Raw genomic sequence first — 11617 nt, 5'->3', positions numbered from 1 at the left:
GACGCAAACCTCTTGATCACCGGGGCGGGGCGGGGCGGAGGGGTGGGGGGAGAGGGGTGGGGGAGTTAGGGTAGCCTTAGTTCTATGGCGGAGCGCTCCAAGATGGTTACTGCGGCGCGGGTGGTGCGGACCGAACGGCCCACCCCGCACCTGGTCCGACTCGTTCTCGGTGGGGAGGAGTTGACCGGGCTGCCGGTGGGGGAGTTCACCGACCACTACGTCAAGCTGGTCTTTCCGCCCGAGGGGGTGGAGCTGCCGAGGCCGTTGGACCTGACGGCGGTCAAGCGGGAGCTGCCCCGGGAGCAGTGGCCCCGACTGCGCGCGTACACCGTGCGGGCCTGGGATGCGGCGGCCGGTGAGATGACCATCGACGTGGTGCACCACGGGGACGAGGGGTTGGCCGGGCCCTGGGCGGCGCGGCTGCGTCCCGGCGACGAGGTGCTGTTCGTCGGCCCCGGTGGGGCGTACGCGCCGGACCCGACGGCGGACTGGCACCTGCTGGTGGGTGACGAGAGCGCCCTGCCGGCGATCGGCGCCGCGTTGGAGCGGCTGCCCCAGGGCGCCCCGGCGGTCGTCCTGGTCGAGATCGCCGACCCGGCCGACGAGCAGTCGTTGCCCAGCCCCGGCGCGGTGGCGTTGACCTGGCTGCACCGGGCCGGCCGACCGGTCGGCGAGGCCCTGGTCGCGGCGGTGCGGGAGCTGGAGTTCCCGCCCGGCCGGGTGCACGCCTTCGTGCACGGCGAGGCCACCTTCGTCAAGGAGCTGCGCCGGCTGCTGCGGGTCGAGCGGTCGGTGCCCCGGGAGGCGCTGTCGATCTCCGGATACTGGCGGCTGGGCATGGACGACGAGGGCTGGCGCTCCACCAAGCCCGACTGGAACCGCCAGGTGGAGGCCGAGGAGGCCGAAGTCCTGACCTGATCACCACCGTCCACGGCCGTGGCAATGGGCGCAATCGTCCGCTGCCGGGGTCACCGGGCGGGACGATGTGACCATGGCTGAGCAGGCGCGGGACGTAGATGCGCGGGTGGGTGGCAGGCCCGACCCGGTGGTGCTCACCCTGGGCGTCGGCGGGGTGCTGGCGGTGGTGCTCTGGGGGGTGTCCGCGCGCGGTTCGCTGGCCGACTTCGGCGAGTCCGGGCTGGCCTGGGTGATCGGCACCTTCGGCTGGTTCTTCGTCGTCGCGGCGGACGCCTTCCTGGTGCTCGCGGTGGTCGTCGCGGCCTCCCGCTACGGCCGGATCCGGCTGGGTGCCGACGACGACCAGCCGGAGTTCAACACGCTGGCCTGGGTCGCCATGATGTTCAGCGCGGGGATGGGCATCGGTCTGGTCTTCTTCGCGGTGGCCGAGCCGATCCAGCACTACGCCGCCCCGCCACCGGCCACCGGCGTCGCGGCACAGACCCCGGCCGCAGGGGCGGCGGCCATGCAGTACACGCTCTTCCACTGGACGCTGCACCCGTGGGCGATCTACGCCGTCACCGCGTTGGCGCTGGCGTACTCGACCTTCCGTCGGGGGCGGGACAACCGGATCTCGGCCGCGTTCCGCCCGTTGCTCGGCGCGCGGGCCGACGGGGTGGCCGGTCGGGCCATCGACCTGCTCGCCGTCTTCGCCACGGTCTTCGGTTCGGCCACCAGCCTCGGTCTCGGCGCGCTCCAGGTGGCCGCCGGTCTGGACCTGGTGGCCGGCGTACCGGACACCCGGTCGGTGGAACTGACCGTGATCGGCGCGCTCACCCTGGCCTTCGTCGTCTCGGCCTTCTCCGGCCTGCACCGGGGGGTCAAGTGGCTGTCCACCACCAACGTCCTGCTGGCCGTGGCGCTGATGATCTTCGTGTTCGTGGTGGGGCCGACGATCTACACGCTGGAGGTGCTGCCCGCCTCGGTCGGTGACTACCTCAGCCGCCTGGTGTTCATGTCCACCCGTACCGGCGCGTTCTCCGACCCGGCGTGGCTCGGGTCCTGGACGATCTTCTACTGGGCCTGGTGGATCTCCTGGGCACCGTTCGTCGGCACCTTCATCGCGCGGATCTCGCGTGGGCGGACCGTGCGTCAGTTCCTGGTCGGGGTACTGCTGGTGCCCAGCGGGGCCAGCGCGATCTGGTTCGCGATCATGGGCGGCAGCGCCCTGCGTACCCAGGCCAGCGGCACCCGCGATCTGGTGGCGGACGTCGGGGCGGGCAGTGAGCAGGCGCTGTTCGGGCTGCTGGACGCGCTCCCGCTGGGGACCGTCACCAGCGTGCTGGCCATGGTGCTCATCGCGCTCTACTTCGTGACCAGCGCCGACTCGGCGTCGCTGGTGCTGGGGGCGCTCACCTCGGGCGGCGCACTGCGCCCGCACCGCGTACTCGTGGTGCTCTGGGGGGTGCTGATCGGGGCGGTCGCCGCCGCGCTGCTGCTCGCCGGGGGCCTGGCCGCCCTGCAACAGGCGACCATCATGGTGGCGCTGCCGTTCGTGGTGGTGATGCTCGGGCTCGCCGTGGCGCTGCTGCGTGACATGGCCCTGGACCCGGCGGTCAACCCGCACCCGGACCGGGGACGCCGGTCCGGCCTGTCCGCCGCCGTGCGGGCCGCCCGGTCGTACGACGAGGAGAACCCGCCCCCGGTCACCCGCTGGCTGCACCGTCCTCCCCGCTGAGCCGGGCGTTCGCCACCCGCCATCCCCCGCCCGACGGATCGTCGGTCCGGCAGGGCAGGATGGAGGGCCGAGGGGGTGGCACCGCATGGCTGGGCGGATCAGGGACGAGGACATCGCGTTGGTCCGCGAGCGCACCTCCATCGCCGAGGTGATCTCGGACACGGTGACCCTGAAGTCGGCAGGTGGCGGCAACCTCAAGGGCCTGTGCCCGTTCCACGACGAGAAGAGCCCGTCGTTCAACGTCTCACCGGCCCGTAACGTCTTCTACTGCTTCGGGTGCGGTGTCGGTGGCGACGCGATCAAGTTCCTGATGGACGCCGAGCATCTCACCTTCGTCGAGTCCGTCGAGCGGCTCGCCGACCGCGCCGGCATCCAGCTGCGTTACGTCGAGGGTGACCAGGCCGCGCCCCGGGCCCGTCCGCAGCAGGGGCAGAAGCAGCGGCTGGTGGCCGCGCACGCCGCCGCCGTGGAGTTCTATCAGGCGCAGCTCACCACGGCCGGCGCCCGCCCGGCCCGGGAGTTCCTGGCCCGGCGCGGTTTCGACCGGGCCGCCGCGCAGCGGTACGGCTGCGGTTTCGCCCCGGACGCCTGGGACCTGCTCACCAAGCACCTGCGCCAGCAGGGGTTCAGCCACGACGAGCTGGTCACCGGCGGGCTGTCCCGGCCGTCGCGCTCGGGCACCCTGATCGACCGGTTCCGTCGCCGGCTGATGTGGCCGATCCGGGACATCGCCGGTGATGTGATCGGGTTCGGGGCGCGGAAGCTCTTCGACGACGACGACGGCCCGAAATACCTCAACACCCCCGAGACGCCGATCTACAAGAAGTCGCACGTGCTCTACGGCATCGACCAGGCCAAACGGGAGATCGCCAAGCAGGGCCGGGTGGTCGTGGTCGAGGGTTACACCGACGTGATGGCCTGCCACCTGGCCGGTGTCCCCACCGCTGTGGCGACCTGCGGCACCGCCTTCGGCGCGGACCACATCGGCGTGCTGCGCCGGCTGCTGCTCGACACCGACGCGGTGGCCGGTGAGGTGATCTTCACGTTCGACGGGGACGCCGCCGGGCAGAAGGCCGCGCTGCGTGCCTTCGAGGACGACCAGCGCTTCGTCGGGCGTACCTTCATCGCGGTCAGCCCGGACAACATGGACCCGTGCGACCTGCGGTTGGCAAAGGGCGACCTGGCGATCCGTGACCTGGTGGCCCGCCGCGAGCCGCTCGTCGACTTCGCCCTCCGGCACGTGATCAACCGCTACGACCTGGACACGGTGGACGGCCGGGTGGAGGCGATGCGCCGGGCCGCGCCCCTGGTTGCCAAGATCAAGGACCTGGAGAAGCGTCCCGAGTACGTCCGCAAGCTCGCCGGTGACCTCGGCATGGAGATCGAGCCGGTGCAGCGGGCGGTGCTGGCCGCCGCGCACGCTCCCGGTGATCGGGAGGCCACCGCCCCGCCCCGGGGTCGGACCCGTCCGGCCGCGCCCGCCGTGGACAGTCCGGAGTCGATGGTCGAGCGGGAGGCGTTGAAACTCGCCCTCCAGGAGCCGGTCCTCGCCGGGCCGATGTTCGACGCGGTCGAGGCCGCCGAGTACCGGCACCCGGTGCACGTCGCGGTCCGTACGGCGATCGCGGCGGCCGGCGGGGTGGCGGTGGCGGCCGGCGGCGCGGTGTGGATCGGTGCCGTGCGGGACGCCTGCGAGGACCTGGCCGCCCAGGCGCTCGTCGGTGAGCTGGCGGTGGAGCCGCTGCGGATCGACGGCGAACCCGATCCGAGGTACGTCTCCAGCACCCTCGCCCAGTTGCAGTGGGGCTCGGTGACCGCCCGGATCAGGGACCTCAAGTCCAAGATCCAGCGGATCAACCCGGTCAACCAGAAGGACGAGTACTTCGCCCTGTTCGGGGAACTGCTCTCGCTGGAACAGCATGCGCGGGCCCTGCGCGAGCAGGCCGCGGGAGGACTCTGATGGGACTGTTCGGCCGCAAGCGCAAGGTGCCGTCCGCCGCCCGCCCGCCCCTGGCCGCCGGTGAACGCGTCCTGGCCTGGGCCGCCACGGGTAACGGCAGCAGTAACGACGCGCCGCCCGCTGACCCGATGTCCGCCGTCGACGGGGCGTCGGCCGTTGGCGGTGCGTCGGTGGGTGCCGGTGGTGGTGCTGCCGGTGGCGGGGTGCTGGTGGCCACGAACCTCGGACTCTGGCTGCCGGGTCGCGGGGAGCGGTTGGGCTGGCACGACATCCTCAAGGCCGTCTGGTCCGGGCGGGAACTGACGGTCACCCCGGCCGCGACGGCCGCCGAGCGGGACGGCTACCTGGTGGTCGCCGACGGTCCCGCCGAGACGTACCTGCTGCTCGATCCGGGGGACCTGCCGCACCAGGTGCGGGCCCGGGTGACCCGCTCGGTGGCGTACACCCAGCAGCACCCGGTGCCCGGCGGCTCGGGGCGGATCGCGGCCCGGCGGGTGGCCGGGGCGGACGGTCTGACCTGGACGGTCCGCTACGACCCCGGCACCCCGGTCGACGCCGACGAGGTACGCGCCGAAACCGACCAGCTCGTCGCCGCCGCCCGCGCCGCCACCGCCCCCGCCGACCTCTGAGCCTCCGCCGGGCGGGGGGATCGACCGCAACGTCGGCGATGGAGCGGTATCGCCGCGACCTGATGCCGCTGTATCGGCCCCACTGAGTCGATCATGACCTGGCGCTACGGGATCTTGGAAGATTCCGGCCCTCCCGGGGGCCGAAATCTTCCAAGATCCCCGCGAATCGTGCGTCACCTGGCGGCCGGCGAGGTGTGCCGGGGTGGTCGGGTTACCGGGGCCGTGCCCAGGTGACGATGCGGTCGGTGAGGCCGGGTGGTGCGACGCCGTGGTGCAGGGCGGCGAGGTCGTCCATGGCTTCGCCCAGCAGGAGGCCCAGGTAGACGAGCAGGGCGGTGCGGTCCTCGCGGTACTCGCCGAGCAGCGCCAGCCGCGCCGGCGAGCACGGCCAGGCCGCCCCGCACACCCGGCACCGCCAGGAGGGGCGGGCGGCCACATGGGGGCGGTACCGGGGCATCAGCGCCGACCCGCCCGCACGTTCCCACCCGGCCCGACCCGGGTGCAGTGGCCGCCGCCCGAGCTGCCCCGGCCAGGATCACCCCAGGTCGGGCGACCGCGCCCCGGCCCGTCGTGGCCCGGCTCGGGCCGATCCGGTCGACCGGCACGAGGGCCGGGACGCCCTGACAGTCCGCAGCGCGATCCGAGAACCTGTCGCATGGTCGAGCCTCCGTCGATGGTGGAGGGGAGCGCCCGCCGACGACACCGACGGACGCTCCCGGCCTGGTTCCGCCCACCGTCCGATCCCGGGAGCGGTCCCGCTGGGTGACATTCTGTTGATGTTCCGGCTACGGTGGGAGGTCCGCCCTGCCGACGACCGGGGCGTGGGCCGGCCGCTTCCGGGCGGTACGAACATGTACGGAGGCTGTCTGGTGGAGCGCTCGTCGATGCTGGACCACTTCGCGGAGGAGATACGGCTCGCGCGGGCCGCGCACGGGATGTCCCAGGCGACGCTGGCCGAGGCGCTGAGCTATTCGGGCGCACTCGTCGCCAAGGTGGAAACCTGCGAACGTCGGCCGAGCCTCGACTTCGCCCGCCGGTGCGACACCGTGTTCGGCGCCGACGGCCGGTTCGAGCGCATCCAACGCCGAATCAGCCGGGAAACCGTGGTGCCCTGGTTTCGGGACTGGGCCGGCATCGAGCAGGAAGCGACGGCGCTGCGGACGTTTGAACCGCTCTGCGTGCCGGGCCTGTTGCAGACCGAGGCTTATGCCCATGCGCTGCTGTCCGGCGGCGGATTGTTCGCCCCTGACGAGATCGAACAGCAGGTGACGACGCGCCTCGATCGCCAAACGATACTCACCCGGGACCGGCCACCACTGCTCACCGCCGTCATCGATGAGCACGCGCTTCGTCGCCGCATCGGTGGGTCGGAGTTGATGCGTGAGCAATTGCTGTACCTGGTGAAGGTCGGCTCGACGTTGCCGCGAGTCCGAATCCAGGTGGTGCCACTGGCGGCCGGGGCATACGTCGGGCTCGGTGGACCGTTCGTGCTCGCCTCTTCACCGCATGCTGAGGACCTTGTCTACCTTGCCGGACAGCGCCACGGGCAGGTTATCGATCGGGCCGAGTACGTTCGGCAGATGGTCGAGGTGTGGGAATCGATCCGTGGCGAGGCACTATCGCAAAAGCAATCCCTCGAACTGATGGCGGAAGTGGCGGAGACATGGATCTGAGTGACGTCCGGTGGCGCAAGAGCACCCGTAGCGGCCCCGATGGAGGAAACTGCGTCGAGGTGGCGGACGAGCTTTCCGGCGTGGTGATGGTGCGGGATTCCAAGGACCCGGGTGGGCCGGTGCTGGCCTTCGACCCGTACGCCTGGCGGGCATTCGTCGCCGGAACGGCAAGGAAGGCTTAGCGGGACTGCGGGAAACGGCGGCCCGGAGATCGGGTCGATGCCGGCACACCCGCCGGTGGGGGAGTGCCCCTCGTCACCTCTGCCGCTGCTCGGGGGTTAGGCGGCGGCTACGGCGGGGCAAGTCGGAGGGCGACACCCGCAGATCCCCGAGGAGGGGCGATGGCCTCCGACGAGACCCACGCCGACCGCGACGACGCGGCCACCGTGACCGCAGCCCGGCACGACCGTGACCGGCGGTCCGGTGAGCCCGGGTCCGGCGGGCCGGTGTCCGGTGACCGGCGGCGCGGCGGCCGGCGGGAGGCCGACGTGGGCACCCGGCCGGTCGGCCCCGACGACGGCCCGGACAGCCCCGCCGACCTGCACCGGGCGGACTGGAAGGCGGCGCTCAAGCGCACCGGGCGGGAGTTCCAGGAGGACAGCCTGACCGACTGGGCCGCCGCGCTGACCTACTACGGGGTGCTGTCGATCTTCCCCGGGATGCTGGTGCTGATCTCGATCCTCGGCCTGCTCGGCGAGCGGGCCACCAGCGGGGTCCGGGACACGGTCGGGCAGGTGGTGCCGGAGGAGAACATCCGCACCATCATCGAGACCGCGATCGACCAGGCCGGCCAGTCGGGTGGGTTGGCCAGCGTCGCCGCGATCATCGGTCTGGTCGCCGCGTTCTGGTCGGCCTCCGGCTACGTGGGCGCGTTCATGCGGGCCTCGAACAGCATCTACGACGTGCCGGAGGGGCGGCCGGTGTGGAAGACCCTGCCCATCCGGCTCGGGGTGACCGCCCTGGTGGGGGTGCTGCTGCTCGCCGCCGCGGTGATCGTGGTCTTCACCGGCGGTCTCGCCGAGCAGGCCGGCAACGCGATCGGGCTCGGTTCCACGGCGCTGACGGTGTGGAACATCGCCAAGTGGCCGGTGCTGCTGGTGCTGGTCAGCCTGATGTTCGCGATCCTCTACTGGGCGTCGCCGAACGCCCGGCACGGCGGGTTCCGCTGGGTCAGCCCGGGTGGCGTGCTGGCGGTGCTGCTGTGGCTGCTGGTCTCGGGCCTCTTCGCCCTGTACGTCAGCAACTTCGGGTCCTACAACAAGACCTACGGGGCGCTGGCCGGCGTGATCATCTTCCTGGTCTGGCTCTGGCTGAGCAACATCGCGATCCTGCTCGGTGCCGAGTTCGACGCCGAGCTGGAGCGGGGCCGGGCCATCTCCGCCGGCCACGACCCGGACGAGGAGCCGTACGTCGAGCTGCGCGACGACCGCAAGCTGCGCAAGAAGCGCAACGCCGCCCCCGGCCGCTGACCCCGCCTCCGGGGGCCTCCGGGAGGCCCGCCGGACCCACCGACCCCGCCCCGCCGCGTCGACCGTGGCGGGGTCTTGTCATGTCCGGGGGCGATCGGGTAATGCTTCCTCCGCCCGTTCCGGGCCCGCCGGGCGGCACCCACCCGGCCTCGGTAGCAGGTCGTTGCGGAGATTTCTCGGTCTGTCAACCTTTTCTTGATCCACTAGTAGCTTTTGTTCGTTCGGACAAAAGTTGTCGGAGGAACGACCGAAGCTATGGACACGTGCCACGGAAGTCTCCTACTGTGTCGACCACAACACAACGGCGTGACGTCAATGTGAACCCTGAGGCGGAGGTGAGTCCCGTGCGGACGGCAGATCCCCTGCACGTGCAGCTGTTACGGCTGCTCCGTGACGAGGGGCCAGCGTCCCGGGCCGAGCTGGGTGACCGGTTGCAGATGCCCCGGCCCCGGCTCCTCGCCGAGTTGGAACGGCTGGTCGGCCTGGGCCTGGTGGCCGAGGCCGGACTGGCCGCCTCCCGGGGCGGCCGCCGGTCGACCCTGGTCGAGCTGAACCCCCACCTGCGGTTCGCCGGCATCGACATGGGCGCCAGTTCGATCGACGTCGAGGTGGTCAACGGGCGGCTCGAACCGGTCGCCGCGTACGCCGAGCCGGCCGACATCCGCTCCGGCCCGAAGGCCATCCTGCACCGGGTCAACGACCTGCTGCACAAGGCCCGGGTGGACGGGGCGTACGAGCGGCTCAACGGCGTCGGCATCGGCCTGCCCGGCCCGGTCAGCTTCCGCGACGGGGTGCCGGTCTCGCCGCCGATCATGCCGGGCTGCGACCGCTACCCGGTACGCGAGCTGATCAGCCGCGAGCACGGATGCCCGGCGGTGGTCGACAACGACGTGAACATCATGGCGATCGGCGAGCGGCACGGCGGGGTGGCCCACTCGGTCGACGACTTCCTCTTCGTCAAGATCGGCACCGGGATAGGGTGCGGGATCTACCTCAGCGGCGAGGTCTACCGGGGCACCGACGGCTGCGCCGGCGACATCGGGCACATCCAGGCCGAGGCCGGTGGACCGGCCTGCACCTGCGGAAACGCCGGTTGCCTGGAGGCCGTGTTCAGCGGGGCGGCGCTGGCCCGGGAAGCCTCCATCGCGGCGCGTACCGGCACCTCGCCGGCGCTGGCCGAGCGGCTGGCCGCCCGGGGTGCGGTCTCCGCCCGCGACGTCGCCGAGGCCGCGGTCGAGGGCGACGTCACCTGCATCCAGCTCATCCGCGACGGGGGCCGCCGGGTCGGGCAGGTGCTCGCCGGCCTGGTCAGCTTCACCAACCCGTCGATGATCGTCATCGGTGGCGGGCTGGCCCACCTCGGGCACATCCTGCTCGCCGAGATCCGCAGCGTGGTCTACCGCCGTTCGCTGCCGCTGGCCACCGGCAACCTGCCGGTCGTCCTGTCCGAGCTGGGACCGCGCGCCGGAGTGGCCGGCGCGGCCGTCCTCGCCAGCGACGTCGCCTTCGGGGAGGCATCGTGAGCGCGAGGAGTGAGCCGGTTTTGCGAGCCCCGCAGTCGCGAACGAAGGAGACGCGGGTGAGCGCGAGGAGTGAGCCGGTTTTGCGAGCCCCGCAGTCGCGAATGGAGGACCCGCGATGAGCACCGAGTCGCATTCCGCCGCCGGGGACAAGGCCCCGCTGGTCGAGGCGCCCGCCGACACCGTCGCCGGTGAGGTGGTGCTCCGGCTGACCGACGTGGTCAAGACCTTCCCCGGCGTACGCGCCCTCGACGGCGTGCAGCTGGAGGTGCGGGCCGGCGAGGTGCACTGCCTGCTCGGGCAGAACGGCGCCGGCAAGTCCACCCTGATCAAGGTGCTCGCCGGGGTGCACCGCCCCGACTCCGGGCAGGTGCAGTGGCGCGGCGAACCGGCGCACTTCGCCAACCCGCAGGCCGCCATGCGCGCCGGCATCGCCACCATCTACCAGGAACTCGACCTGGTCGAGGACCTGTCGGTCGCCGAGAACGCCTTCCTCGGCCACGAGCCGAAGGTCGCCGGGTTCGTCAGGCGCGGGCTGATGGCCCGGCGTACCCGGGAGATCCTGAGCCGGCTCGGCCACGGCGAGATTCCGCCCGGCCGGATGGTGCGGGCGCTGCCGGCGGCCGGCAAGCAGGTGGTCAGCATGGCCCGCGCGCTGTCCCACGAGGCCCGACTGATCATCATGGACGAGCCGAGCGCGGTGCTGGCGCACGACGAGGTGGACAACCTCTTCCGGATCATCCGGGAACTCACCGCCCAGGGCATCGCGGTCATCTACATCTCGCACCGGATGGAGGAGATCCGCGAGATCGGCGACCGGGTCACCGTACTCAAGGACGGTCGGACCACGGCGGCGAACCTGCCGGCCCGCGACACCCCGACCCGCGACCTGGTCGCCCGGATGACCGGCCGGACCATCGAGTACGTCTTCCCGGACCGCCCGACCGCGCCGGCCACCGGCGACGAGCTGCTGCGGGTCGAGCGGCTGAGCCGGACCGGCGAGTTCGCCGACGTCTCGCTCAGCGTCCGTCCCGGCGAGATCGTCGGCATCGCCGGGCTGGTCGGCTCCGGCCGCTCGGAACTGCTGGAGACGATCTACGGTGCCCGACGCGCCGAGTCCGGCACCATCCGGATGGGCGGTCGGACCCTGCGGCCGGGCAGTGTCGGCGCGGCCGTCCGGGCCGGCATGGGCATGGCCCCCGAGGAACGTAAGAGTCAGGCGTTGCTGCTCGGCGAGCCGATCCACCGCAACGTCACCCTGGCGACCTTCACCCGGTACGCCCGCCTCGGCTTCACCAATGCCGGGCGGGAGCGGGCCGAGGCGGAGCGGATCGCCGACGACCTCCAGCTCCGGCCCAACGACGTGCGCCGGGCGGTACGCACCCTCTCCGGCGGCAACCAGCAGAAGGTGGTGGTCGGGCGCTGGCTGCTCGGCGACACCCGGTTGCTGCTGCTCGACGAGCCGACCCGGGGGGTGGACGTGGGGGCCCGTGCCGAGCTGTACCGGGTGATCCGCGGCCTGGCCGCCCAGGGGGTCGGCGTGCTGCTGGTCTCCAGCGAGGTCCCCGAGGTGCTCGGCCTGGCCGATCGGGTGCTGGTGATGCGGGAGGGCCGGATGGTGCGCGAGGCGCCCGCCGGCGAACTGGACGAGAACACCGTGCTCGACCTCGTCATGGCGGGGTCTCTGATGGAAGGCGCGCCGGCATGAGCGAGCGCAGTGGACATAACGAG

The 11617-nt window shown here is 72.1% G+C and carries 10 protein-coding genes; 9 read left to right on the top strand and 1 reads right to left on the bottom strand.

Features of this window, described 5'->3' with window-relative positions; translation table 11 throughout:
• The first annotated feature begins 84 nt into the window (after positions 1-84).
• From ACOJTC_RS29045 to ACOJTC_RS29030, 4 genes are all read left to right on the top strand, one after another.
• The gene (locus tag ACOJTC_RS29045; RefSeq protein WP_420119274.1) at positions 85-918 is read left to right on the top strand and encodes a siderophore-interacting protein; all 834 of its coding nucleotides are present in this window, start codon (positions 85-87) and stop codon (positions 916-918) included.
• Between the two features lie 73 nt (positions 919-991).
• Positions 992-2635 carry a BCCT family transporter gene (locus ACOJTC_RS29040; protein ID WP_420119273.1) on the top strand — a complete coding sequence of 548 codons (1644 nt, stop codon included), beginning with the start codon at positions 992-994 and terminating at the stop codon, positions 2633-2635.
• Between the two features lie 85 nt (positions 2636-2720).
• On the top strand, positions 2721-4595 hold the full coding sequence (gene dnaG / locus ACOJTC_RS29035; RefSeq protein ID WP_420119272.1) for a DNA primase: 1875 nt from the start codon (positions 2721-2723) through the stop codon (positions 4593-4595).
• On the top strand, positions 4595-5224 hold the full coding sequence (locus tag ACOJTC_RS29030) for a hypothetical protein (RefSeq protein ID WP_420119271.1): 630 nt from the start codon (positions 4595-4597) through the stop codon (positions 5222-5224). The genes dnaG and ACOJTC_RS29030 overlap by 1 nt, the downstream gene beginning before the upstream one ends.
• A 211-nt stretch (positions 5225-5435) precedes the next feature.
• Here ACOJTC_RS29030 and ACOJTC_RS29025 read toward each other — a convergent pair whose 3' ends face one another.
• Entirely contained in the window at positions 5436-5681 is a 246-nt protein-coding gene (locus ACOJTC_RS29025) for a flavin reductase (RefSeq protein WP_420119270.1), read from the bottom strand.
• 412 nt (positions 5682-6093) lie between these two features.
• Here ACOJTC_RS29025 and ACOJTC_RS29020 point away from each other — a divergent pair, with 412 nt between their 5' ends.
• The 5 genes from ACOJTC_RS29020 to ACOJTC_RS29000 all read left to right on the top strand — a co-directional run bounded on the left by ACOJTC_RS29020 (position 6094) and on the right by ACOJTC_RS29000 (position 11594).
• Complete coding sequence (locus ACOJTC_RS29020; protein ID WP_420119269.1) at positions 6094-6897, top strand: helix-turn-helix domain-containing protein; 804 nt, start codon at positions 6094-6096, stop codon at positions 6895-6897.
• Positions 6888-7079: a DUF397 domain-containing protein gene (locus ACOJTC_RS29015; RefSeq protein WP_420119268.1), complete on the top strand. Its 192-nt coding sequence runs from the start codon at positions 6888-6890 to the stop codon at positions 7077-7079. The genes ACOJTC_RS29020 and ACOJTC_RS29015 overlap by 10 nt, the downstream gene beginning before the upstream one ends.
• A gap of 159 nt (positions 7080-7238) precedes the next feature.
• Positions 7239-8366, top strand: coding sequence for a YihY/virulence factor BrkB family protein (locus ACOJTC_RS29010; protein ID WP_420119267.1), 1128 nt, complete (start codon positions 7239-7241; stop codon positions 8364-8366).
• A 344-nt stretch (positions 8367-8710) separates the two neighbouring features.
• Positions 8711-9889 (top strand): ROK family transcriptional regulator, encoded by a 1179-nt coding sequence (locus ACOJTC_RS29005; RefSeq protein WP_420119266.1) that lies wholly within the window; start codon positions 8711-8713, stop codon positions 9887-9889.
• Between the two features lie 115 nt (positions 9890-10004).
• Positions 10005-11594: a sugar ABC transporter ATP-binding protein gene (locus ACOJTC_RS29000; RefSeq protein WP_420119265.1), complete on the top strand. Its 1590-nt coding sequence runs from the start codon at positions 10005-10007 to the stop codon at positions 11592-11594.
• Positions 11595-11617: the final 23 nt, after the last annotated feature.

Origin of the sequence: Micromonospora sp., from assembly GCF_048594385.1 — a bacterium.
GTDB lineage: Bacteria > Actinomycetota > Actinomycetes > Mycobacteriales > Micromonosporaceae > Micromonospora > Micromonospora wenchangensis.
The sequence above is the reverse complement of the archived record's forward strand: the minus strand, read 5'-3'. Positions and strand labels throughout refer to the sequence as shown.